The sequence below is a fragment of the uncultured Stenotrophomonas sp. genome, from assembly GCF_963519925.1.
In the GTDB taxonomy this organism is placed as follows: domain Bacteria; phylum Pseudomonadota; class Gammaproteobacteria; order Xanthomonadales; family Xanthomonadaceae; genus Stenotrophomonas; species Stenotrophomonas maltophilia_AE.
Genome location: NZ_CAUQPH010000029.1, coordinates 1 through 24,911 on the forward strand (window position 1 = coordinate 1; position 24,911 = coordinate 24,911).

General features: G+C 68.9%; 18 protein-coding genes. 13 read left to right on the forward strand and 5 right to left on the reverse strand.

Annotation, left to right across the window (positions count from 1 at the left end; translation table 11 throughout):
• Positions 1-997, forward strand: a 997-nt coding sequence (locus RWO33_RS07810; RefSeq protein WP_314103875.1) for an alpha/beta-hydrolase family protein, incomplete at its 5' end; no start/stop codon positions are given.
• 1 nt (position 998) lies between these two features.
• Here the strand turns inward: RWO33_RS07810 and RWO33_RS07815 are convergent.
• The 3 genes from RWO33_RS07815 to RWO33_RS07825 all read right to left on the reverse strand — a co-directional run bounded on the left by RWO33_RS07815 (position 999) and on the right by RWO33_RS07825 (position 2,620).
• Positions 999-1,559 carry a TIGR00645 family protein gene (locus RWO33_RS07815; RefSeq protein ID WP_314103878.1) on the reverse strand — a complete coding sequence of 187 codons (561 nt, stop codon included), beginning with the start codon at positions 1,557-1,559 and terminating at the stop codon, positions 999-1,001.
• A 31-nt stretch (positions 1,560-1,590) separates the two neighbouring features.
• Positions 1,591-2,085 (reverse strand): DUF6491 family protein, encoded by a 495-nt coding sequence (locus tag RWO33_RS07820; protein WP_314103880.1) that lies wholly within the window; start codon positions 2,083-2,085, stop codon positions 1,591-1,593.
• Between the two features lie 73 nt (positions 2,086-2,158).
• Complete coding sequence (locus RWO33_RS07825) at positions 2,159-2,620, reverse strand: glycine zipper 2TM domain-containing protein (protein WP_222116585.1); 462 nt, start codon at positions 2,618-2,620, stop codon at positions 2,159-2,161.
• Positions 2,621-2,932: 312 nt separating this feature from the next.
• Between RWO33_RS07825 and arcA the strand changes: the two genes are divergently transcribed.
• From arcA to RWO33_RS07855, 6 genes are all read left to right on the forward strand, one after another.
• Positions 2,933-4,183: an arginine deiminase gene (gene arcA, locus RWO33_RS07830; protein ID WP_314103884.1), complete on the forward strand. Its 1,251-nt coding sequence runs from the start codon at positions 2,933-2,935 to the stop codon at positions 4,181-4,183.
• 78 nt (positions 4,184-4,261) lie between these two features.
• Positions 4,262-5,422, forward strand: a complete 1,161-nt coding sequence (locus tag RWO33_RS07835; RefSeq protein WP_145477638.1) for an efflux RND transporter periplasmic adaptor subunit — start codon at positions 4,262-4,264, stop codon at positions 5,420-5,422.
• Positions 5,419-8,574 carry a multidrug efflux RND transporter permease subunit gene (locus RWO33_RS07840; protein WP_314103886.1) on the forward strand — a complete coding sequence of 1,052 codons (3,156 nt, stop codon included), beginning with the start codon at positions 5,419-5,421 and terminating at the stop codon, positions 8,572-8,574. The genes RWO33_RS07835 and RWO33_RS07840 overlap by 4 nt, the downstream gene beginning before the upstream one ends.
• Positions 8,567-9,985 (forward strand): efflux transporter outer membrane subunit, encoded by a 1,419-nt coding sequence (locus tag RWO33_RS07845; RefSeq protein WP_314103888.1) that lies wholly within the window; start codon positions 8,567-8,569, stop codon positions 9,983-9,985. Before RWO33_RS07840 ends, RWO33_RS07845 begins: the two co-directional genes overlap by 8 nt.
• Positions 9,986-10,018: 33 nt before the next feature.
• The gene (locus RWO33_RS07850; RefSeq protein ID WP_314103890.1) at positions 10,019-11,479 is read left to right on the forward strand and encodes a DcaP family trimeric outer membrane transporter; all 1,461 of its coding nucleotides are present in this window, start codon (positions 10,019-10,021) and stop codon (positions 11,477-11,479) included.
• Positions 11,480-11,487: 8 nt separating this feature from the next.
• Positions 11,488-12,873 (forward strand): MipA/OmpV family protein, encoded by a 1,386-nt coding sequence (locus RWO33_RS07855; RefSeq protein ID WP_314103892.1) that lies wholly within the window; start codon positions 11,488-11,490, stop codon positions 12,871-12,873.
• On the opposite strand, the gene RWO33_RS07860 is transcribed toward RWO33_RS07855, so the two are convergent.
• Positions 12,870-13,463, reverse strand: coding sequence for a DUF308 domain-containing protein (locus tag RWO33_RS07860; protein WP_314103894.1), 594 nt, complete (start codon positions 13,461-13,463; stop codon positions 12,870-12,872). The genes RWO33_RS07855 and RWO33_RS07860 overlap by 4 nt on opposite strands.
• Before the next feature lie 158 nt (positions 13,464-13,621).
• Here RWO33_RS07860 and RWO33_RS07865 point away from each other — a divergent pair, with 158 nt between their 5' ends.
• A complete protein-coding gene (locus RWO33_RS07865; RefSeq protein ID WP_314103896.1) occupies positions 13,622-15,013 on the forward strand; it encodes an amidohydrolase family protein in 1,392 nt (463 codons plus the stop codon).
• Between the two features lie 5 nt (positions 15,014-15,018).
• Here the strand turns inward: RWO33_RS07865 and RWO33_RS07870 are convergent, their stop codons facing one another.
• The gene (locus tag RWO33_RS07870) at positions 15,019-15,393 is read right to left on the reverse strand and encodes a hypothetical protein (protein WP_314103899.1); all 375 of its coding nucleotides are present in this window, start codon (positions 15,391-15,393) and stop codon (positions 15,019-15,021) included.
• Positions 15,394-15,584: 191 nt separating this feature from the next.
• On the opposite strand from RWO33_RS07870, the gene RWO33_RS07875 reads away from it, so the two are divergent.
• The 5 genes from RWO33_RS07875 (at position 15,585) to RWO33_RS07895 (ending at position 24,878) form a co-directional block, all read left to right on the forward strand.
• Positions 15,585-18,896 (forward strand): autotransporter outer membrane beta-barrel domain-containing protein, encoded by a 3,312-nt coding sequence (locus tag RWO33_RS07875; RefSeq protein ID WP_314103901.1) that lies wholly within the window; start codon positions 15,585-15,587, stop codon positions 18,894-18,896.
• 314 nt (positions 18,897-19,210) lie between these two features.
• Positions 19,211-19,408 (forward strand): hypothetical protein, encoded by a 198-nt coding sequence (locus tag RWO33_RS07880; protein WP_314103903.1) that lies wholly within the window; start codon positions 19,211-19,213, stop codon positions 19,406-19,408.
• A gap of 144 nt (positions 19,409-19,552) precedes the next feature.
• Positions 19,553-22,669, forward strand: a complete 3,117-nt coding sequence (locus RWO33_RS07885; RefSeq protein ID WP_314103905.1) for a YadA-like family protein — start codon at positions 19,553-19,555, stop codon at positions 22,667-22,669.
• Between the two features lie 37 nt (positions 22,670-22,706).
• A complete protein-coding gene (locus tag RWO33_RS07890) occupies positions 22,707-24,479 on the forward strand; it encodes a S8 family peptidase (protein ID WP_314103907.1) in 1,773 nt (590 codons plus the stop codon).
• Complete coding sequence (locus RWO33_RS07895; RefSeq protein ID WP_314103909.1) at positions 24,480-24,878, forward strand: protease inhibitor I42 family protein; 399 nt, start codon at positions 24,480-24,482, stop codon at positions 24,876-24,878.
• Positions 24,879-24,911: the final 33 nt, after the last annotated feature.

The window sequence follows — 24,911 nt, forward strand, 5'->3', positions numbered from 1 at the left end:
CGTCAGCGCCGGGCCGGATGCGGCGCAGATCGCGGCGTTCACCGGCAGGCCCGCGCAGCAACCGATCCGGGTCTATGCCGGGCTGCCCTCGGCCCCCGACGCGCGCGCGCGTGCGCGGCTGGCGCTGCGCGAACTGCAACGGCAGGGGGGATTCGAGCGCTCCACGCTGGTGGTGATCACCCCGACCGGCACCGGCTGGGTCGACCCGGCGGCGGCGGACAGCCTGGAATACCTGCTGCACGGCGACGTGGCCAGCGTGGCCGTGCAGTACTCCTATCTGTCCAGTCCGTTGTCGTTGCTGGTTGAACCCGAGTACGGCGAGGAGACCTCACGGCTGCTGTTCGCCGAGGTCTATGCATACTGGCGGACGCTGCCGGCCGACGCACGCCCGCGGCTGTTCGTGCACGGGCTGAGCCTGGGTGCGATGAATTCCGAACGCTCGGTCAATCTGTTCGACATGATCGACAGCCCGATCGATGGCGCGCTGTGGTGCGGTCCGCCCTTCGCCACCCGCACCTGGCGGCAGACCACCAACCAGCGCAATCCCGGTTCGCCGGAGTGGCTGCCGGTGTTCCGTGACAGCCGCGCGGTGCGTTTCATGAACCAGCACGGCACGCCGGTACCGGTCGACGCGCCGTGGGGCCGGATGCGGGTGGTGTACCTGCAGTACGCCAGCGATCCGATCACGTTCTTCACCCCTAACGACGCCTGGCGCGAGCCGGACTGGATGGTCGGGCCCCGTGCACCGGATGTGTCACCTGCGGTGCGCTGGTATCCGCTGGTGAGCATGCTGCAGCTGGCGCTGGACATGCTGTTGGCCGACCGCACGCCTATGGGGTACGGCCACGTCTTCGCGCCGGCGCATTACATCGCGGGCTGGCAGGCCGTGCTGGGCGAGGGCGACTGGAACCGGAGGGACACGGCACGACTGCAGGACCTGCTGGACCCGTTGCGTCGGCAGCAGATCGAGCAGCGCCGCGGCGGTGGGAGCGACTGAGTCAGGCCTGAGGCGGCGTGGTGGGAGGCGGCGTGGTGGCTGGCGGCTCCTGCGGCGGCAGCAGGCGGTGCCGGGCCAGGCGCTCGGTGACCGCCAGCACCAGCGCCGACAGCAGCAACATGCCGTGGATACCGGCCATCCAGCGCAGCACCTCCGGGTCGATACGACTGCCTTCTTCGATCTTCATGAAAATGCGCAGCAGGGCGATCGCCGAGATGGCGATGATCGACCCCATCAACTTGTTCTTCATGGCCGCGAAATCGACCATGCCCATCCATTGCGGCCGCCGTTCGCCACCGGAGTCGATCCGGGTGACGAAATTCTCGTACCCGGCCAGGGTGACGATCAGCATCAGGTTGGCCACCAGCGACAGATCGATCAGCGACAGCGCCATCAGCACCGCGTCGGCCGGGCCCATGTCGGCGATGCGCAGCACATAGTTCAGCAACTGGCGCAGGAACACGAACAACAGCAGCAGCAGCGCCACCACCAGGCCAAAATAGAACGGCGCCATGATCCAGCGCGCATCGAACAGACTGCGCGAGACATTGCGGCGGAGCATGCTGCGCAGTTTCTCCATGCCGGTGCGCCGCTCAGTCGACCGGCTGATCGGTGATATCCGGACCGGTGTCTTCGACCAGGTCGGCGGGGCGGGTGCCGTAGATCGTGTTGCGCATCTCGCGGCGGGCGTCGCGGATCGCCAGGCCGTCCAGCGGGCGGATGCGGATGATGCGGCAGGATTGCGGCATGGCCACGCTGGCGGTGCGCGGTATCACGCTGTCCCAGCGGGCGTTGACCGTGCCGAAGGAATTGGTGATCTCCACGGTATGTGCGATCGACAGACCGGTGCAGCGTCCGCGCAGTTCCAGCAGGTGGCCCACGCTCTGGCTGGTCCACACCGCCAGCGCCCGGTCGCCCAACGGCGTCCATTGGGTCTGGCGGACGAAGCGGGCCAGGCGGAAGGAGGCCACCGGCGCGCCGGCGTGCTGCACGTACAGGTTGAAGCGCTCTTGGGTGGTCAGGGTGGGCGTGGTGGCGCACCCCGCCAGTGTGGTCACGGCGAGCAGGGCAATCAGCAGGCGGCGCATGGCGGCTCCCTCGATGGACAACAGGATGGCGTGCCCGTCCTGCGGGGACGGGCCAGCCTGGGTGAGTCCCGGGTCAGCGGGTTACGCGGGTCGTGGCACCATCGCTGGACACGCGCACGCGGTCGCCAACGCGGTAGTCGTTCGGGTTGCCATCCTGCACCACCGCCACGGTGCGGCCATTCTCCAGCTGCACGGTGATCTCCACGCCATTGCGCGCGCCACGCGCGAGCGCGTTGCCGGCCGCGCCACCGGCCGCTGCACCGGCGATGGCGCCGATGGCATTGGCGCGGCTGCCACCGCCGATCGAACTGCCCGCCACGCCACCGATGGCAGCGCCGACCAGCGTCGGCACGCCACGCGAGTCATTCTGGATCTGCACCGCCCGGATCGACTGCACGGTACCCATCTGGACGTCCTGGGCGCGCCCGACTTCCGAGCGGTTGAACGTGCTAGGCGTGGTCTGGGTCGCGCAGCCCGCCATGAACAGGGCCGACGCCAGGACCGCCGTGGCCACGCCTGCATGTGGAAGTTTCATTGTGTGTGTCTCCATCAAGTGACTGCGCGGAACGATGAGGTGGATTCCGCCCTCCCTGCGGGTCAAGTACTCCTTGCAGCAGCGATTAACAACGCGGCCGGTAACGCGAACGTGAAGGCGCGGCGCATGCCTACGGCGCCAATAGATGCACGATTTGTAGGGGTTTCCGGCCACTATCCGGAAACCGACGTTCACGCACGCATTACTGTTCGAGGGCTACTTGTCCACGCACCGCATACGCAGCATCGGCCGACCGCGAGTACGTGCGGGGCCGTGTTTTCCCCACGTTTCGTGACCCAGGAGAGGCCCGCAATGTCCAGTGCACCGGTGTATGGCGTTCATTCCGAAGTTGGCGTACTCAGGAAGGTGATGGTCTGCGCACCCGGCAAGGCGCACAGCCGGCTGACCCCGCGCAACAAGGACGACCTCCTGTTCGACGACGTGATCTGGGTCGACAATGCCAAGCGCGACCATTTCGACTTCATGTCCAAGATGCGCGCCCGCGGCGTGGACGTGGTGGAGATGCACGACCTGCTGGCCGAGACACTGGAGAACGCAGAGGCGCGCAACTGGATCCTGGACCACCAGATCAACGCCAATGAAGTAGGCGTGGAGTTCATGGCCGAAGTGCGTGCCTACCTGGAGTCGCTGTCACCGCGCGAGCTGGCCGAGACGCTGATCGGCGGCCTCAGCGTGTTCGACCTGCCCGACGATTTCGCCGGTCCCACCCTGCAGGCGGCACGCGAGCAGCCGGACATCGTCGGCTACCTGCTGCCGCCGCTGCCCAACACCCTGTACACCCGCGACACCACCTGCTGGATCTACCAGGGCGTGACCCTGAATCCGCTGTACTGGCCGGCGCGGCACGAAGAAACCATCCTGACCACGGCGATCTACAAGTTCCATCCGGACTTCACCAGGGCCAGCTTCCCAATCTGGTTCGGCGACCCGACCGTGGACCACGGCAATGCGACCCTGGAAGGCGGCGACGTGCTGATTCCCGGCAACGGCGTGGTGCTGGTCGGGATGAGCGAGCGCAGCTCGCGCACCGCGATCACCCAGCTGGCGCAGTCGCTGTTCAAGAACGGCGCGGCCAAGCGCGTGATCGTGGCGGTAATGCCCAAGCTGCGCTCCGCCATGCACCTGGATACGGTGTTCACCTTCGCCGACCGTGACGTGGTGACGGTATTCCCCGGCATCGTCGACCAGATCCACACCGTGTCGTTGTATCCCAGCGACAAGGCACCCGGTTTCGAGATCGTGTTCGAGAAGAAGCACTTCAACGACGTGGTCGCCGAAGCGCTGGGCTTCAAGCAGCTGCGCATCGTCGAATCCGGTGGCGACCGCTATGCCGCCGAACGTTCGCAATGGGACAGCGGCAACAACCTGGTGGCGATGGCGCCCGGGGTGGTGGTCGCCTACGACCGCAGCACGCAGACCAATACCGACCTGCGCAAGCAGGGCATTGAAGTGATCAGCATCGTGGGCGCGGAGCTGGGGCGTGGCCGCGGCGGTGGTCACTGCATGACCTGTCCACTGATCCGCGACGCGGTGGCCTTCTAACCGCAGCGCCACGACCTTTCATCGCACGGCGGTCGGCCCCGCGCCGCCCCGCCATGCAGGACCGCGGAGACCGGACGGATGCAATCCCTTGGGTGGATGGCGCGTGCATGGCTGCTGGCGGGTGTTGCGCTGGGGACCGCATGTGGGCGCGGTGGCGGCGGCGACACGGCCGAGCGACCGCCGACGCTGGTGGCGGTGGAGGTGGTGAAAGCACAGGCGGTGCCCAACCTGGTGGAGCTTCCCGGACGGGTGGAAGCGAGCCGCTCGGCCGAGGTGCGGGCGCGCGCCGACGGCATCGTCGAACGCCAGCTGTACGTGGACGGGACCGAGGTGGAGGCCAACGCGCCGCTGTTCCAGATCGATCCGCGCGACCTGCGCGCCCGGGTCCAGCAGGCACGCGCCTCATTGGCCTCGGCACGTGCGGCCAAGGCGCAGACCTCGGCGCTTCGCGCGCGCCTGTCCACGCTGGTGCAGCGAAAAGCGGTCAGCGTGCAGGAGTACGAATCGGCGCAGGCCTCGTTCCGGCAGGCTGACGCGGCGATGATGGAAGCGCAGGCGGCCGTGGATCGCGCACAGCTGCAGCTGGACCACGCCACCGTGCGCGCGCCGATCAAGGGTCGCACCGGCCGCGCCCAGGTCAGCGAAGGCGCACTGGTGAGTGCGGCGGCGGCCACGCTGCTGACCCGGATCGACCAGGTAGACCCGGCATTCGTCATCTTCAATCCCTCCAACATATCGATGAACGCGCTGGAACGCGGCGTGCAGGAAGGTCGCATCGACGTCGGCGACAACCGCAAGGTGCGGGTGACGATCCTGCTCGACGGTGGCGAGCGCCTTCCCGCCGAGGGCGTTGTCGATTTCAGCGAAACCGCGATCGATCCGGCCACGGGCAGCCGTACGCTGCGGGCGCGCTTCGCCAATCCGGACGGCCGGCTGCTGCCGGGCCAGTTCGTGCGCGGCATCCTGCAGCTGGGCAGTATCCGCAACGGCTTCAGCCTGCCGGAGCGCGCCATCCAGGTCGGTGAGGACGAGGCCAGCGTCATGCTGGTCAACGACGAAAACGTGGCGGTGCGGCGCGTGGTGTCCCTGGCCGGCCAAGCCGACGGTCGCTGGGTGGTGCAGAGCGGGTTGACCCCGGGCGACCGGGTGATCGTCGACGGCTGGCACAAGATCCAGCCGGGGCAGCCGGTGGCCATCCAGTCCACGCCGATTGCGAAGGCCAAGGCCGAGGCGCCATGAGCGGCTACTTCGTCTACCGGCCGGTGATGGCGTGGGTGATCGCGCTGTTCGCGATCCTGTTCGGCGGCATCGCGCTGGCGACCCTGCCGGTGGAACAGTACCCGGACGTGGCGCCGCCGAGCCTGAGCATCTCGGCCACCTTCGTCGGCGCCGACGCGCAGACCCTGGACCGCACCGTGACCTCGGTGATCGAAAACGAGCTTAGCGGGGTGGACGATTTCCTGTTCATGACCTCCACCAGCCGCGCCAACGGTACCGCGCAGATCCGGGTGACGTTCCGCAGCGGTACCGACCTGGACATCGCACGCTCGCAGGTGCAGGACCGCCTGGCCCGGGTCGAGCCACGCCTGCCGGATGAAGTGCGGCAGATGGGCGTGCGCGTGACCCAGGCCAGCAACGGTTTCCTGATGCTGATCTCGCTGCAATCCGACAAAGGCCGTTACTCGGCGCTGGAACTGGGCGACTACGCCAACAGCAACATCGCCGACGAACTGCGCCGCGTGCACGGGGTGGGCGATGTGACCCTGTTCGGGTCCAGCTACGCGATGCGGATCTGGCTGGACCGGGAAAAGCTGGTCAGCTACGGCATCTCGCCGGGCGAGGTGATGGCCGCGGTGCGCGAGCAGAACGCCCAGACCGCCGGCGGTGGCCTCGGCCTGCAGCCGACCACGCCGTCGACCGAAACCACCGCGCAGATCGTGATGCGCGGCCGCTTCAGTACCCCCGAGCAGTTCCGCCAGGTGATCATCCGGGCGACGCCGGGTGCGGCCACGGTGCGACTGGGTGATGTGGCGCGGGTCGAGCTGGGCAACGACAACTACGCCTTCAACCTGCGCCTCAACGGGCAGGAAACGGCCGGGCTGGCGGTGTCGCTGGCCACCGGCGCCAATGCGCTGTCCACCGCTACCGCAGTGCGCCAGCGCATGCAGGACCTGGAGGGCAGCTTCCCGGATGGCATGCAGTGGACCACGCCGTTCGACACCACCCCGTTCATCGTCGAATCGGTCAATGGCGTGGCCGTGACCATGCTGCAGTCGCTGGTGCTGGTTTCGATCGTGGTGCTGCTGTTCCTGCAGAGCTGGCGCGCGGTGTTCCTGCCGACCATCGTGGTGCCGGTGTCCCTGCTGGGCGCGTGCCTGGGCCTGCTGGCGTTCGGGGTATCGATCAACCTGCTGTCGCTGTTCGCGATGGTGGTGGCGATCGGCATCCTCAACGACGATGCGATCGTGATCGTGGAAAGCGTCGAGCGGATCATGCGCGAGGAAGAGCTCCCCCCGCGCGAGGCCACCGCCAAGGCGATGGGCCAGCTGTCCGGCGCGATCATCGCCACCACGCTGGTGCTGCTGGCGGTGTTCATTCCGATGGGGTTCTTTCCCGGCTCGGCCGGCGGCATCTACCGTCAGTTCGCGGTCACCCTGAGCGTATCGCTGGTGGTGTCGACGATCCTGTCGCTGACCCTGGCGCCGGCCATCTGCGGTGCGATGCTGCGTCCGGCCAAGGAGCAGGTGGGCAAGGGCGGTCCGGCGCGGCGGTTGTTCGGAGCGATCAACACCGGGCTGGAACGCAGCAGCCGCGGCTACGCCGGCTGGGTGGGCGGCATGCTGGTGCGGCCGTGGCTGTGGATCGGCGTGTTCGTGGGGGTGACCCTGCTCACCGGCCTGCTGTACGCGCGCCTGCCCGGCGGCTTCCTGCCGACCGAGGACCAGGGCTACATCTTCGTCGCCTACAACGCCGCGCCCGGTGCCACCATGGAGCGCACCCGCGCCGCCGCCGAACAGGCCGAGGCGATCCTGCGCCAACAACCGGAAGTGCGCAACGTGGCCACGGTGATCGGCTTCAGCTTCTTCGGCCAGGGCCAGGCGGTGGGCATGTCGTTCGTCGACCTGCACCCGTGGGCCGAACGCAGCGGCAGCGAGCGCAGCGCGATGTCGCTGGCCGCGCGCATGAGCGCGGCGTTCACCCGCATTCCGCAGGCGCAGGTGTTCGCGCTCAATCCGCCGGCGATCCAGTCGCTGGGCAACGCGTCCGGTTTCAGCATGAAGATCGAGGACCGCAGCGGCGTCGGCGGCCAGGCCCTGACGGCCGCGGCCATGGGGATCACCGCGCGTGCCGCGGCCAGCGACCGGCTGACCGGGGTGCGTCCGGAGGGGATGCCGCGCGCACCGCAGCTGTTCGTGGACATCGACCGTACCCAGGCGCGTGCGCTCGGGGTGCAGCTGTCGCAGGTCAACCAGGCGCTGGGCATCATGTTCGGTTCGGCCTACGTCAATGATTTCGTGCGCCAGGGCAATGTGCTGCGGGTGTTCATCCAGGGCGACGCCGAACAGCGCATGCGCGCCGAGGACGTGTCCGACTTGCGGGTGATCGGCAGCAACGGGCAGTCAGTGCCGTTCTCCGCGTTCGCGACCACGCGCTGGACGGTGGGCGAGCAGCAGGTGGAGCGCTACAACGGGTTCCTGTCGGCGACGGTGTCGGGGCAGGGCGCGCCCGGTGTGTCCAGCGGCGCCGCGCTGGTGGAGATGGAGCGCATCGCCGACGAGGTGCTGCCGCCGGGCATGCGCCATGAGTGGACCGGCACCGCGCGCGAAGAACGCGAAGCCTCAGGCCAGGTCGGCATGCTGCTGGGGCTGGCCTTCGTCGTCGCCTTCCTGCTGCTGGCGGCGCTATACGAAAGCTGGGTGACCCCGGTGATCGTGCTGCTGGTGGTGCCGCTGGGCATCCTGGGCGCGGTGGTGTTCACCGCCGCACGCGGGATGTCCGCCGATGTGTATTTCACCGTGGGCCTGGTCACCATCATCGGCCTGGCGGCGAAGAACGCGATCCTGATCGTGCAGTTCGGACTCGACGAGGAAGCGCGCGGGGTGCCGGTCCGCGACGCGATCCTGCAGGCCGCGCAGCAGCGCCTGCGGCCGATCCTGATGACCAGCCTCACCTTCATCGTCGGCATGGTGCCACTGGTGGTCGCCACCGGCGCCGGTGCCGCCAGCCGCCAGGCCGTGGGCACCGGGGTGCTCGGCAGCATGCTCAGCGCCACCGTGTTCGGCATCTTCTTCACCCCGCTGTTCTATTTCGTGTTGCGGCGGCGGGCGCGTGACCGCCAGCCGCCAGCGGCGGCGGCGACGGCGCAGGACGGGGAGGGCGGCCATGGCTGAGCGCACGTTGCTGCGCTGGGGTGTGGTGCTGGCGGCCTGCCAGCTGTGCGCCTGCAACCTGGCACCGGACTATGTTCGGCCCGAGGCACCGGTGCCGGCGGCGTACCCGTCCAGCGCGGCCGACGGTGGTGCCGCGCCGGCCATTGCCTGGCAGAGCTTCTTCCACGACCCGGTGCTGCGCGGACTGATCGGCCAGGCGCTGGTGTACAACCGCGACCTGGCCGGGGCGGCGGCGCGGATCGAGCAGGCCCGCGCCCAGTTCCGCATCCAGCGCAGCCAGCGCCTGCCCGGGCTGGACGCGAACGCCTCCGCGCAGCGCCTACGCACCCCGCTCAGTGCCGCCGACGGCGCGCCCCGGGTCACCGTGGACAGCTATGGCGTGCAGGTGGGCATCCCGTCGTTCGAGCTGGATTTCTGGGGGCGGGTGGCGAACCTCAACGAAGCGGCGCGGCGCCAGTACCTGGCGACCGAAGAAGCACGCAATACCGCCGAACTGTCGCTGGTGGCCAACGTAGCCGCCAGCTACTACGCGGTGCGCGCCAGCGACGAAGGCATCGTGCTGGCCGAGCGTTCCCTGGCCAGCCGCAACGAAACCCTGGAGCTGGCGCAGCTGCGCATGGACGCGGGGCTGACCTCCTCCATCGATTTCAACCAGTCGTATGCGCTGGTGACCCAGACCGAACTGCAGCTGGCGCAGCTGCGCCGCAACCGCGGCCAGTCGCTGCAACTGCTGCAGTTCCTTGTCGGCACGCCGCTGCCGCCGGTGCTGCCGGCCGGGCTGCCACTGGATCCCGACGCGCAGCTCACCCGGCTCGATCCGGGCTTGCCGTCGGCACTGCTGGAAGCGCGCCCGGACATCCGCCTGGCCGAACACCAGTTGCGTGCGGCCAACGCCAACATCGGTGTCGCAAGGGCGCTGTACTTCCCGATCATCGCCCTGACCGCGGCCGGCGGCTACGCGTCGAGCGAACTGTCCGGGCTGGTCTCGGACAGCAACCGGGTGTGGTCGTTTGGCGGCGGCGCGGTGTTGCCGCTGCTGGACTGGGGCGCGCGGCGCGCGCGCGTGGACGGTGCGTCTGCCGTCCGCGACGAACGCGAAACGGCGTACCAGTCCACCGTGCAGAACGCCTTCCGCGAAGTGGCCAGCGGACTGGTCGCTGCCGAGCAGAACGACCTGCAGATCCAGGCGCAGATGCGCGCCGTGGACGTGCAGCAGGCGCTGGTGGTGACCGCACACGACCGCTACGACGTGGGCCTGACCCCGTACCTGGAAGTGCTGGACGCCGAACGCAACCACTTCGCTGCCGAACAGAACCTGCTGCAGCTGCGCGCCGCGGCGCTGCAGGACGCGGTGAACCTGTACGCCGCACTGGGCGGCGGCCAGGCGCTGCGGGAACGCCCGGCCGACTGAGATTCCCCCACTATCCTGCGAGGTACGCACTGTATGCGCATTCCGGTCCGAACCCTCTGCCTTGCCTCGGTGCTGCTGCCCGGCGCCGTTGCCGCCCAGACCCGCGACGCCAGCCAGGACGCTGAAATCCAGCGCCTGCGCCAGACCGTGGACATGCTCACCGCGCGCATCCAGGCGCTCGAGTCCGGCCAGGCCGGCATCGCCCCGGCGGCACCTGCCACGCCCGCACCGCCCAGCACCGGCGTGGCCGCCGCGCCGGGCACGGTGTCGGTGCCCGCCACGCCGCTGGTCGCTGCGACGCCGGCGACCTTGAACGTGCCGCGCTCGCCACTGCCGGCGCACGAGACCTTCGATGAAGACGAGCAGGCCACCGCACGCGCCGACAACGAAGTGCCACCCGGCGACGATCTGGAAGGCTTCTTCCAGATCCCCGGCACCGGCACCTGGTTGCGGCTGGGCGGCTACGCCAAGCTGGATGCGATGTTCGACAGCGGCGACGCCGGCGACAGCGACCAGTTCATCACCTCCGAGATCCCGGTGGACGGCGGGCGCGACAGCACCCGCTTCAACATGCACGCGCGGCAGACCCGCCTCACCCTGGAAGGGCGCCGCGACACCGGCGCCGGCCAGCTGCGCTTCCTGGTGCAGAACGACTTCTTCGGTTCCGGCGGCGGCTACGGCTATCGGCTGCGCCACGCCTGGGGCCAGCTCGGCAACACCTATGTGGGCTTTGGCTGGTCGGCCTTCATGGACCTGGATTCCGGTCCCGACACGCTGGACTTCGCCGGTCCGCCCGCCTCGCCGTCGGCGCGCCTGGCCAGCATCCGCCAGTACTTCCCGCTGGGCGGCGGCAACCAGATCATCCTGGCCGCCGAACATCGCGCACCGGAACTGCAGTTCGATGGCGCTACCCAGCGCTCGCGCACCGCGGCGCCCAATCTGGTGCTGGCGGCAAGGCACGAAGCGGGGTGGGGCAGCCTGCAGGCCTCGGGCCTGCTGCGCTACCTCGCCTATGACTCGGCGCAGGACAGCAATGAAGGCAGCGACAGCGCCATGGCCGGCGGCCTTGCGCTGAGCGGCACATGGGGCGGCGGCGACAACGGCGACTACTTCGTGTTCGGCGCGCTGGGCGGGCAGGGCATTGCCGCCTTCCTCGGCGACCTGGGCGGACTGAACCTCGATGGCGTGGTCGACCCGCAGGGCGACCTGCAGGTGCTGCAGCAGTATGGCGGCTGGGTCGGCTACACCCATCACTGGACGCAGCGCTGGCGCTCCACCCTTACTTACAGCCGGCTGTACCTGGAGCGCGACGACCTGCTCGACCCGAGCGCGTTCCGGCGCAGCGACTACGCCGCAGCCAACATCGTCTGGCAACCATCGTCCAGCTGGAGCTGGGGCGCCGAACTGCTGTACGGAAAGCTGCAGGAGCAGAGCGGCGACAGCGGCGACGTGTTCCGCCTGCAGACCGCGCTCAAGTACGACTTCGTGAAGTAGGAGGCCACATGCGCGCCCAATCCCGATATCGACTCGCCGTGCTGGCCGCCGCCCTGGCCGCGTCGGCACCGCTGGCCGCGCAGGACGCCATGCTGGGCACCCTCCTGGAAGAGCCCGGCAGTGCCGGGCTGGGTTTCCTGGGCCGGATCGAAACCTCGCCGTACAAGGGCGCGGACGATCGCGTCGACCTGATGCCGCTGTACCTGTATGAAGGCGAGCGCTTCTTCCTGCGCTCCAATGCAGCCGGCATGCGTTTCGCCACGCGCCAGGACCAGGGTCTTGAACTGTTCGTCGAACGGCGGCTCGAAGGCTACCCGGAAGACGAGACGCCGGACATCCTGCAGGGCATGGAAACCCGCAACAGCGAAGCGGATATCGGCGCACGGTATTACTTCAAGCGCAACGACCACGCGCTTGACCTCAGCGTGCGCCAGGACATCTCCGGCAGCTCCAATGGCACCGAGGTCCGAGCCGCCTACGGCCATACATGGCGCGGCGATCGCTGGGCGCTGCAGCCGGTGATCAGCCTGGGCTGGCGCAGCGCCAAGCTCAATGACTACTACTTCGGGGTGGAAGACGACGAAGTCACCGCGGAACGCGGCGCGTACTCGGCAGGCAGCGGGGTGGATGTCACGGCGGGGCTGTACGGACGCTACCGCATCCTGCAGAACTGGAGCCTGCTCGGCGGCGTGTTCGCCAAGCGCTATTCCAGCGCAGTGCGCAGCAGCCCGCTGGTGGACAGCAACGTCGAGTGGGGCGGCATGCTGGGCGCCGCCTACGACTTCGGCAATGGCCAGGTGCGCTGGGACAAGGAGGACACGCCCACCTACGTCAAGGTGTTCTACGGCCGCGATTCGGACGAGGGCTGCCACCTGGTCAAGATCATGACCTTCAGCTGCGTGAGCCTCAACGATGACGATCCCACCGACATCTGGGGCGTGCACGTGGGCCGGCCGTTCGTGTCCGGTCTCAACGGCTGGCCGCTGGACCTGGTCGGGTATGTCGGCGTGCTCCGCCATGAAGAGCGTGGCTACCAGCCGGACGCCTGGCAGATCGATGCCTACATGAAAGGCTTCTACTACGGCTTCCCGTGGTCGCACCGGGTCAAGACCCGGATCGGCTTCGGCTTCGGTGTGTCCTACGCCGAACGCGTACCGTACGCCGAAGTGCAGTCGCAGGCGCGTCGCGAACGCAACACCTCCAAGGTGCTGAACTACCTGGACCCCAGCATCGACGTGAGCGTGGGCGACATCTTCGGCAGCGAGCGCTGGCGCGAGCTGTACTTCGGCTTCGGGGTATCGCACCGCTCGGGCATCTTCGGCTCGGCGCGGATGCTGGGCACGGTCGATGGCGGCTCCAACTACATCTACACCTACCTGGAAGGCGCGTTCTAGCGCGGGTCGGCCGCGACCGGCGCGCGATCCTGGCGGAACAGCAGGGCGATGGCGATGTAAGCAGCGCCCATCGCGACCAGCGCCAGCCCCACGCCCCACGATGCGGAGGCGCGTCCGGCCCAGGCCACGCCACTGACGCAGACCACCGCGGCCACCAGTGCGACCAGGCCGGAGACCAGCGATATCCACCGCTTGCCGCCGGGTGCAAAGCGGAACGCGAGGCTGATCTGCGCGATCGCCTGCACCACCAGCACCGCCGCCACCGTCGTCGCTACCGCGTAGGCGGCCCATTCCGGGTGGGTGTAGATGGCGATGCCGCCGATGATCTGCGCCGCGCCCAGTGCGATGGTCATCGCGAAGCTGGGCAGGCCATGCAGCAGGAACGCCTCGGTCAGCTGCAGCGCGCCGGCGATCACCAGCAGGCCGGCGATCAGCACGGTCATGGTGCGTAGCATGAAGGAGGACGCATAGATGCCGAAAGCGCCGAGCAGCAACAGGAGCACGCCGACGATGAGCAGCCGCGGCCAGCTCGACTTCATCGCCATGCCGATCGAATCCGGATCCTTGCCAAGGCGGGACAGCACGGTCATGGCGGTCGCTCCTGAAGGGACCAGGCCATTACTCCGCGCGCGGCGTTATGCACTGGTGAAAACACCACCAGTAAATCCCGCAACGCGGTGCACGGTACACGCCGTTATAACGCAGCGCCTCCTATACCAGCCAGACCATCGCTCGGGGGAGTAGTGCCATGTTGGATAGACTGTCCGGCCGTCTGCTGGGTGCCGCGCTCTCCTTCGCGCTGGTTGCATCGAGTGCCGCGCATCCATTGCCGGAGGAGGCGCAGGGCGCCGCAGCGGCGGCGCCATCACCCTCTGCAGCTGCGCCGGCGGCGGTGCTGTTCACCAACGTGCGCATCTTCGATGGCACCCATGCACGCTTGTCCGCGCCCAGCAACGTGCTGGTCCAGGGCCGCACCATCGCGCGGATTTCCACCGCGCCCATCGACGCGGCTGGGGCGCGCGTCATCGACGGCCGCGGGCGCACCCTGATGCCTGGGCTGATCGACATGCATTGGCACAGCATGTTTGCCGGCATTCCGATGCAGTCGCTGATGACCGCCGATACCGGCTACATCAATATCGTGGCCGGCGCCGAATCGCAGAAGACGCTGCTACGCGGCTTCACCACCGTGCGCGACGTGGGTGGGGCAGTGTGGGGCCTGAAGGCGGCGATCGACGCGGGGCATGCGGAAGGACCGCGCATCTTTCCGTCCGGCGCCATGATCACCGTCACCAGCGGGCATGGCGATTTCCGTGAGCCGTCCGACCTGCCACGTACGCTGGGCCAGCCCGGTTCGCGCCATGACGTATTGGGCGACAGCGCCATCGCCGATACCCCCGACGAGCTGCGCGTGCGCGTGCGCGAGCAGCTGATGCGCGGCGCCAGCCAGATCAAGCTCACCGCCGGCGGCGGGGTGTCTTCGCCGCACAGTCCGCTGGACGTGGTGACCTTTACCGAACCGGAGGTGCGCGCGGCGGTGGAAGCGGCCAGCGACTGGGGTACCTATGTGACCGTGCATGCGTACACGCCGGAGGCAATCCAGCGTGCCATCCGCGCCGGGGTGAAGTGCATCGAACACGCCAGCCTGATGGACGACGCCACCGCGCGGCGCATGCGCGATACCGGCACCTGGCTCAGTACCCAGCCGTTCCCGCCGGAGCTGGCCAATGCCTTCCCGCAGGGGTCGGAGCAGTGGCAGAAGGCGCAGGAGGTATTCGCCGGCACCGACCAGACCTACCGCTTCGCGATCAAGTACAAGCTCAAGACCGCCTTCGGCACCGACGTGCTGTTTTCCAGCGCGCTGGCGGCGCAGCAGAACCAGATCCTGGCCAGCCTGACCCGCTGGTACACGCCCGCCGAAACCCTGATCATGGCCACCGGCACCAACGCCGAGCTGCTGGCGTTGTCCGGCAAGCGCAGCCCATATGCCGGCCGCCTGGGCGTGGTGGAGGAGGGCGCGCTGGCCGACCTGCTGCTGGTGGATGGTGATCCGCTGGCCGACATCACGGTGATCACCAACCCGGACGCGAACTTCAACGTGATCATGAAGGACGGGAAGATCTTCAAGGACCAGCGCTGAGCGGATCAGCCGCCGGTATTCATGCTCGCCCCGCCACCGGCCTTGAAGTACAGCACCAGGTACACCACGCGCCAGAAGATGAAGGCGTAGGCGCCGCACAGCAGGAGCTGCAGGACCAGGTGCGACTTCATGCGGCTCAGCCGCCACAGCCCGTCGCCCAGGTTCAGCAGCAACAGGCTGACCCCGATGATGACCACCACGTAGCCGGCCAGCGTGGGGTTGACCAGATCCAGGTCACCCGGCCCGGCGCGGACCACTTCCAGCCCCACAGCGGTGATCAGCGAGGACACCGCCATGTTGCGCGTGTTCTCGAAGATCAGCCTGAGTACACCATTGTCGAACAGCTGTACGGCAATACGTCGGAGCAGGGCGGGCAGCATGGGGCGTTCCTCGCGGCGTGAACCGGACTGCGCACAGGGTTGTACCCGGCGCATGAAAAGCGCGTGGAAGGGCGGGTAAGTAGATTTACTGGTGGTGCCTGCCGACGAGTGGCGGTACACCGCTGCGGCGCCGGAGGACCATGGTGGCCCAGGCAAGCCGCCCGTGGGCGGCGCCGTGGCAGGGGACCGTCATGCCGAGCAGGGCCACGCACGGGACCCGATTTGCGATCGCACTCGGCGCAGCGCTGGGGTTTGCGCCGTCGGCCCGCGCGGATCCCTGCGTGGTGGTGTCGGCGCGGATCGCGCTTGCCGCCGGCACGTGCGAGGTCACGCCCGGAACGGAACTGCGCGCCACCAACACCCAGCCGGCCGTGTCTTCAACCAACGTGGGTACCCGCGTGGATCTGCGCCCGGGTGCGACCGTGATCACCTCCACCCCGTCGACCCGGCATGCGGTCGACATGATCAACGGCGGCCAGGTGCTGATGGGCTCGCAGACGCTCATCCAGCTCAATGCGAGCGGCTTGGGCGTACTCGGCATCAGCGTGAGCAACAGCCGGTTCACCGAGCCCGTTGGCAGCGGCATCCGCCTGGAAATGCACAACGCCACCACCGGCAACAACGTCTCCGGTTACGGCATCCGCGCCGTGCAGGGCAGCGATGTCACGCTGGGCATTGATCTCGTGTCGACCTTTTCGCGCAGCGCCTACGGCGTCCGCGCCGACAGTGGCAGCCGCGTGGTGCTGATCGACGGGAGCAGCATCGCGCTCAGCGGTCCCGACAGCGCGCCCGGCGGCGCCGCACTGATGGCGGTGGAGGCGGGCAGCGTGATCGACGCGCGCAACGGCACGCGCATCGCCAACAGCGGCCACGACGTCAGCGGGCTGTACCTGTCCAACGGCGGGCTCGTGTTTGCCGATGCGTCCACCCAGCTCACGCTGGGCAATCCGGCCACGGTCAATGCTGGAACCGCAGGCATCGTCGCCGACAACACCCTGGTACCCGCCGGCACAGTGGATGGCGCATCGATCACGTTCACCGGCATTGCCGGCACCGGCATCACCGCCACGCGCGGGGCGGACATCACCGCCAGCCGCCTGGGCATACAAGGCGCCGGCATGGGCGTGGTCGCCGACACGGGCTCACGCGTTGCGATCAGCGATTCTGCGCTGACAATGAGCGACAACCACGGCGGCATCGTCAGGACCATCGAGCCCAGCGGCGCTACGTTCGGCACCACCTTCCTGCGCCAGGGCGCGGGGCTGTTTGCGTTGGGTGGTGAGCTGGAGGCCGACCAGGTAAGCGTGCTGGTGCCCGCCGACGGCGTTTACGGCGTACACGCCTCCCATTCCGTACTCGCACCGGCCACCGTGGGCACCCTGCGCTTTGCCAACGGCACGATCACGACCTCCGGCGTCGGCGCCTACGGCGCGGTGGCAACCGGAAGCCCGTTCGTGGAAGGGACGCCGACGCTGCTGCTGCAGGATGCCGCGGTGACCACCAGCAACGCGATGGCGCATGGCCTTGCGGTCATCTCCGGCGGCAGCCTGACCGCCATTGACAGCGTGATCCTTGCGCAGGGCGCGGAGGCTGCCGGGCTGTATTCCAGCACCGCGAGCAGCACCCGGTCCAATCGTGCCTCGGTGTCCGGCGGGCAACTGGTGAGCGCGCAGGCGGCGGCCATTGAAGTGGCCGGCTCAGGCCTGCAGCTGGACCTGGCCGACGGCGTGGACGTGCGCGGCGGAAGCGGCACGCTGTTCACCGTGGCCGCGGTCGGCACCCGCAGCGGCACGCTCGCCATGACCGCGTCCGGCGCAATGCTCGACGGCGCTGCGCTGACCGAGCCGGGCAGCACGTCGGACATGGAGCTGCAGGCCGCGTCGCGCTGGTCGATGAGCGGTTCCTCGGTGGTGACCCGCTTGACCAATCGTGCAAGTGACATTGTGTTCGGCCTGCCACTTGGCCCTGCTGAAGGCCTGGCGAGTTACAAGACACTTACGGTGGCCGACTACCTGGGCGAGGGCGGGGCAATCACCTTCAACACGTGGCTGGCGGGCGATGTGTCACCGTCGGATCGCCTGGTGATCGTGGGCGGCACTGCCAGCGGCCAGACCGGGGTGCACGTACGTCGCAGCGGCGGCGAGGGCGCGCTGACCGCCGGCGATGGCATCCTGCTGGTCGACACCCAGGGCGGCGCCGTCACCCATGCGGGCGCCTTTGCGCTGGTGCAGCGCGTGGTGGAGGGGCCGTACGAGTACCAGCTGGTTCGGGGCAGCCGGGACGCGTCCCGCCCGGACGCGTGGTTCCTCACCTCGCAGCGCCTGCCCACTGACCCACCGCCGCAACCGCCGCCCGTTCCTCCTGTTCCCCCGACGCCTCCGGTTCCTCCAACGCCGCCCGTTCCTCCGGTGCCGCCGGATCCGTCCCCGCCTCCCGAGCCACCCGTACCTCCCGAGCCACCTGCACCGCCCGACCCGCCTGCGCCGCCCCCTCCGCCGGCACCTCCACCGGTCGTGCCCGAGGCCCCGGTGCGGGACGTCGAGCCCTTGTACCGTCCGGAAGTCGGCACCTACCTGGCCAACCAGCGCCAGGCCGCCGCCATGTTCGTGCACAGCCTGCACGACCGCTTGGGTGAAAACGGCTGGCCCCAGCGCGGCGATGTCGCGGCGGAAATGACGCACGCCTCGGCATGGGTGAGGGTCGTCGGCAGCGACGGACGCAGCCGCAGTCGTGACCGCGCGTTCGACATCGATACCGACGCCACCCTGGTGCAGGCCGGCGGCGACGTCGGACGCTGGCAGGTCGGCTACGGACAGGGCACCTTGCACTTTGGCGGAATGCTGGGCCATGGCAGGGCCAGCAACCACGCCATCGCGGGCGGCAACCCCGCGCGCTCGCGCGGCACGACCGAGGGATGGAGCCTGGGGGCCTACACCACCTGGTATGCCACCGGGCCCGCGGCAGCGGGGCTGTACCTGGATGGCTGGGTCAACCATGGCCGCTATGGCAACACCGTGCAGGGTGACCGGCTTCCCGACGTACGGTACGACGCGCACACGTGGGCGCTCTCGGTGGAAGCGGGGTACGCACTGCGGTTGGGGGAGGGCAGCGACGGCTTCGTGGAACCGCAACTGCAGCTGGTCTTCCTTGACTACCAGGGCGATGAAAGCACCGAAGTCAACGGCACCCGCGTTGACAGCGCCGACGGCACGGGCTGGGTCGCGCGGCTTGGCCTGCGCACGCACCGCACGTGGGTGTCCGGCGAGCACCGCTACCAGCCTTACGTGACGGTGAACTGGTGGCACGACCACGTACCGGACCGGTTGGCGTTCAATGGCGTGCAGCTGGGCGACCTGTATCCGGGTAACCGCTACGAGCTGAAACTCGGCCTCAACGTCGGGTGGGGGCGGGACTGGAGTGCGTGGGCGAACGTGGGTTACCAGCAGGGCGGCCAGCACTACACGGAGTCGATTCTGCGAATTGGCGCACGTTATCGCTGGTGAGCAACGCCTGCTGCAGGGGCAGCTAGGTAGCTTTACTGATGCGCGGGCTCGGTCATTGCGCCCAGACTCCAGCCAGGTGAGCGGCATGGGTGCGAATGCACATGGCCAGAACAGCGTCCAATCGATTGATGGAGCGGCCCCTGAGTCCTTACATGGGGCGGGACCTGACCGAGCGAAGCGAAGCGCCGGTTGGCGCATGGGGACGGCATAGCCGCTACCCGACCGCCCGGGCCGTGCGCTTCGGTTCCGGAACGGAGGAGCCAACCCCGCATGCCACTACGGAGGCAGCGCATCCGCCGGTAGCCAGCGCCACGATGGACGCCACGTACGGTCACGCCGACTACCGTGTCACGGCCTGGCAGCCCCAGGGCAAGCCGGCCTTCGTGTTCCTGATCGCGATCGGCGAGCGCCGCCTGCTGCAGCCCAATGTGCCCGAAGGCAAGGATTTCGACGAGGTCATGCGCAACGCGGCAGCGTTCGTCGAGCGCCTGCTGGATGGGGAAGCGGGCTAGCACGACCGCCGATTGGTGCGGATTTCACCACAATGTCACCCATGTCACCTCGATGACATCGGTTTTGGCGTCAATGTCACGGCGGCGTCATGCACATCCGGAGCGGATGCGGCGTTCTAGGGTCTTCCCACCCAGAGCCCGCCCATGCTTCCGACCTCACGCACCCTGCATCGCAAAGCGCTGACCGCTGCGCTCCTGTCCGTCCTCACCGTGCCGGCCTACGCTGGCGTGAACTGCCAGCTGGTGGATGCCAGCGGCGTCGTGCTGCCACTGGACAGCACCGCAACCGGCGACCACGCACTGGCCTGTGGCACCAACGCCAATGCCACCGGCAGCGGCAGCACCGCGATGGGCAGCTGGGTGGACCTGGACGGTGACGGCCTGGTCGATGCGAACGAAATCACCTGGGGCAAAGGCGTGAACGCCACCGCCGTCGGCGCCGCGGCCCAGGCGCTGGGCGCCAACAGCACCGCCATCGGGGTGCGTGCGGTGACGGCCAGCGATGGCAGCGTGGCGATCGGCAACCAGGCTGGCGCGGTGCATTCGGGCGCGGCCACCACCACCACCTCGACCTACACCCAGGGCAGCCCGCAGCAGCAGACCAGCACCACCGTCGCCACCACCCCGTCCGGGAGCAGCGTCAATTCCGTGGCAATGGGAAGTGCTGCCGTGGCCAACGGCAGCAACAACATCGCGCTGGGCACCGGCAGCCGGGTGCGCGCGATCAACGGCAGCGTGACGGTCAGCCAGGACGCCAACGGTGTGATCACCAAGGTCGAGACCCGCAACGAGACGCCGGCACAGAACTCGATTGCCATGGGCAACAATGCGACCGTCAACGGCAACGGTTCCATCGCGCTGGGCAACGGCGCCACGGTGACCGGCGACAAGGGCAACCAGACCAGCTTTGTCAGTGACTGGGGCGGGAGCTTCGCCCAGCTCACTGCGGTCGAGTCGGCGGTGAACTCCATCGCCATCGGCAACGGCGCCACCTCCAAGGGCAACAACAACGTGGTGATCGGCGCCGGCGCAGCCACCGGGGGCGACACCTTGTACACCCCCTTCAGCCCGAACTGGCTGCCCGACCAGAACTCCACTGTCATCGGTGCCGGTGCCCAGTCGGTGCGCACCAATGGCACCGCCATCGGCTACACCTCCATCGCCTACAGCCCGTATTCCAGCGCGCTGGGCTACATGTCCTACGCCTTGGGCACCGGCTCGGTGGCGGTGGGCGGCTGGCTGGACTGGGGACAGGCCTTCGGCAGCGCGCCGCGCGGTCCGGGCAACATCTCCAATGCCTACGGCAAGGCGTTCGCCACCAGCCTGGGCACTGCCGCGTTCGGCAGCGGCACCTATGCGTTCGGCAACTACGCCACCGCGCTGGGCCCGGCGGCCAGCACCGGCGACCGCGACACCGAGAACCCGGGACCGACCAGCGTGATCCGCAACTACGACAGCACCGATGCGAAGGTGGTGTCCGGCTCGTTCGCCGGCGGCTTCTTCGCCCAGGCCGCCGGGCGTTCCAGCGTTGCAGTGGGCCGCGAAGCGACCGCCGCCGACGCCGACGCCATCGCCATCGGCAGCGAGAGCATGGCCTATGGCGTGGCCAGCATCGCGCTCGGCGACCAGGCTACCGCCACCTGGCATCGCAACATCGCCATTGGCGAGAACGCATACGCCGACGGGTACACCGGCACCGGCAACATCGCTTTCGGCCAGGATGCCAAGACCGCCCCGGGCGCCAGTGGCGAGTCCAGCAACGCCATCGCCTTCGGTACCGGCGCGCTGGCGTCGGACACCTCCGCACTGGCCATGGGCACCGCGGCGCAGGCCGTGGGCCTGGGCAGCACGGCGCTGGGCAGCAACGCGCAGGCACTCGGTGTGTCCAGCGCGGCGGTGGGCGAGGGCAGCCAGGCCAGCGGCGATTCCGCCACGGCGCTGGGCACCTATGCCTACGCCGCGGGCGAATCGGCGGTGGCGGCCGGCACCAATGCGTTTGCCACCGGCAACTACGCCTTGGCCACCGGCTACAACAGCTACGCCGGCGGCGACGATGCCGTGGCGATCGGCAGCTACGCGGTAGTGGAAACCGCCGGCAGCGTGGCGATCGGCAGCGGCGCCAGCGTGTACGGCCTCAACAGCGTGGCCATCGGCATGAATGCGTCCGCCGAGCAGGACAACGTGGTGTCGGTCGGCAGCGCCGGCGCCGAGCGCCGCGTCGTCAACGTCGACAACGGCGTGGACGCGACTGATGCGGTGAACAAGCGTCAGCTCGATGCCGTGGTGGCCGACGTGGGCGGCACCCTCGGCGCACAGCGCGATACAGTGGCCACCGCACTCGGCGGCGGCGCGGCGGTAAACGCCAGCGGCATCAGCGCGCCGGGCTTCGGTTTCCAGGGCGGGACGTACACCAACGTCGGCGCCACCTTCAATGCCATCGACGCCGCATTCAACGGGTTGCAGGGCCGCGTGGCCGTGCTGGAAACCGCAGCGGCCGCGCCGCCGCCGGCACCGGTGGCATCGGAGATGCCGATGGGCACGGGCGACGGTCTTGCCCTGGGCTCCGGCTCCAGCACCGCGGACGCCAATGACACTGCCGTAGGCAGCGGGGCCCGCGTGGGCGCCGCCAACAGCGTGGCGGTGGGCAGCAATGCCGTGGTCGATGCCAGCGCCGACAACGCCGTCGCCGTGGGTGCTGACAGCCATGCCAGCGCCAGCGGCGCGGTGGCACTGGGGCAAGGCGCGGTGGCCGACGAGGCCAACACCGTGTCGGTCGGCAATGCCAGCCAGCAGCGCCGCATCACCCAGGTGGCGGCCGGCACCGCAGGCACCGACGCGGCCAACGTCGCCCAGGTGCAGGACGCCGACGCGGCCACGCTGGCGTCGGCCAACAGCTACACCGACACCACGGCCACCCAGACCCTGACCCGCGCCAACGCCTATGCCGACTCGCGCCTGCAGGGCCTCAACGACAGCTTCGACCTGCTCCGCAATGACGTCAACGCACGGCTGAACGCACAGGACAAGCGACTGGACCGCCAGGGCGCGATGGGCAGCGCGATGATGAACATGGCCATCAACGCTGCCAACTCGCGCAGCCCGCGCGGTCGCGTGGCCGCGGGCGTGGGCTGGCAGAACGGCGAAAGCGCGCTGTCGGTGGGCTACTCCAAGGCCCTGAGCGAACGCGTTTCGATGAGCATCGGCGGCGCCTTCAGCAGTGACGACCGCTCGGCCGGCCTCGGCTTCGGCGTCGACCTGTAATTCCTCCTTCCAGACTCCGCCTACAAGGAATCCATCCATGCATTTCCGTCGTTCCGTTCTGAGCCTGCTGGTTACCGCTGCCTGCGCGCCCGCCTTCGCCGGCAGCGTCGACCTGGCCTCCATCGAAGACGCCACGCTGTCCCCTCGTTTCATCGTGACCTACAAGCCGGGCACCGCCGAACGCACCCAGCCTGCGGCTCGCCAGCGCTCGCTGGACGCTGCCGCCGGCCGTGCCCGCCCGCAACTGGGCGCACGCCTCGCCACCGCGCAGGGCGCGACCGCGCTGCAGGTGAAAAGCCTGCGCGCAACCTTCAGCGGCCAGCACGTGGTGCGTGCCTCGCAGCGGCTGGACCGCAGCCAGGCTGAAACCCTGATGCGCGCCATCGCCGCCGATCCCAACGTGGCGTCGGTGCGGGTAGACCGCCTGATGCATGCCGCCGCCGTTCCCAACGACCCGGTGCTGAGCAGCCACCAGATGTGGCACTACGGCACCGGCGCGGGTGGCGCACGGGTCACCACCGCGTGGGAGTCCGGCGCGACCGGCGCGGGTGTGGTGGTGGCAGTGATCGACACCGGCGCCACCCACCACGCCGATCTGGAAGCGAACCTGCTGCCGGGCTACGACTTCATTTCCGATGCGTTCGTCTCGCACCGCGCCGACGACAGCCGCGTGCCCGGCGGCTGGGATATCGGCGATTACAGCGCGATCAACGAGTGCGGTGACGGCTCGCCGGCCAGCAACAGCAGCTGGCACGGCACCCACGTGGCGGGCACGATCGCCGAGGTCACCAACAACAGCGTGGGCGGTGCGGGCATTGCCTACAACGCCAAGGTCCTGCCGGTACGCGTGCTGGGTCGCTGCGGCGGCTATACCTCCGACATCAACGACGCCATCGTCTGGGCCGCCGGTGGCCACATCGACGGCGTGCCGGACAACACCACGCCGGCCGAAGTGATCAACATGAGCCTGGGCGGCGCGCACGCCTGCGACGCCGATACCCAGGCCGCAATCAACGCTGCAGTGAACCTTGGCACCGTCGTGGTGGTGGCCGCGGGCAACGACAATGCCCCGGTCACCGACCACTCGCCGGCCAGCTGCGCCAACGTGATCACCGTCGGTGCCACCGGCTATTCCGGCCAACGCGCCAGCTATTCCAACTATGGTGCCGGCATCGACCTGGCCGCACCCGGTGGCGCGGGCACCGAAGGCAGCCCGAACGGCTATATCTGGTCCACCCTCAACAACGGCACCACGGTACCGGGCAGCGACATCTACGCTGGCTACACCGGCACCTCGATGGCGACGCCGCATGTGGTGGGCGTGGTGGCGTTGATGCAGAGCGTGGCCACGCAGCCGTTGACGCCCTCGCAGGTGGGAGGGCTGCTGAAGGCCACTTCGCGCGCGTTCCCGGTCAAGCAGACCCAGCCCAACGGCGCCGGCCTGCTCGACGCCGCCGCCGCGGTTGCGCGGGCGCGCAGTTTCGGCCAGCCGATCGACGGCATCCCCACCAGCCCCGGCACCGCCATGCTGCTGCCGGCCATGGACGCCGGCCAGCGCGATCTGTACGTGATCGACGTGGCCCCCGGGAAAGCGCGGCTGGAGATCACCACCTACGGCGGTCGCGGCGAACTGCAGCTGCTGGCCGGATACGAAATGGATCCGCTGCCGAACCAGAATGCCGGTGCGTCGGCACGCCCGGGGGTCAACCAGGCCATCACCGTGCTCAACCCGGCGCAGGGTCGTTATTACCTGGCGGTGAGCGCCACTCAGGCCACCAGCGGCGCGCGCCTGCTGGTCAAGGTGAACTGAGTGAAGCGGCGTGCGCTTCCCGCGCTGCTGGTGGGCGCGCTGCTGGGATGCAGTGGAAGCGCGCAGCCACCCGCCGCGGCGGGCGTGGCACCGGCAACGAGGGCGTTGCCGGTGATTGCGCTGGACCACGACGATGACGGCCGGGTGGTAAACGTGTCACCCGGTCAGCGCGTGGAGGTACGCCTTCCAGCGCATTCAGCCAGCGGCTACCGCTGCTGGTTGCGGACGACGCCGGCCGCCGTACTCGACCTGGAACGGGAGCCGGCCCGCGTGGCCGGTCCCCACACCTGGCGCTTTCGCGGGCTTGCAGCGGGGCAGGGCGAGCTGCTGTTTGAATGCGGCCAGGAACTGGCCACCCGTCAGCGCCGGATCTACGCATTCCATGTGCGGATCGACTAAGCATCAGCGGCGTTTGCTGTCGTAGGATGGGGA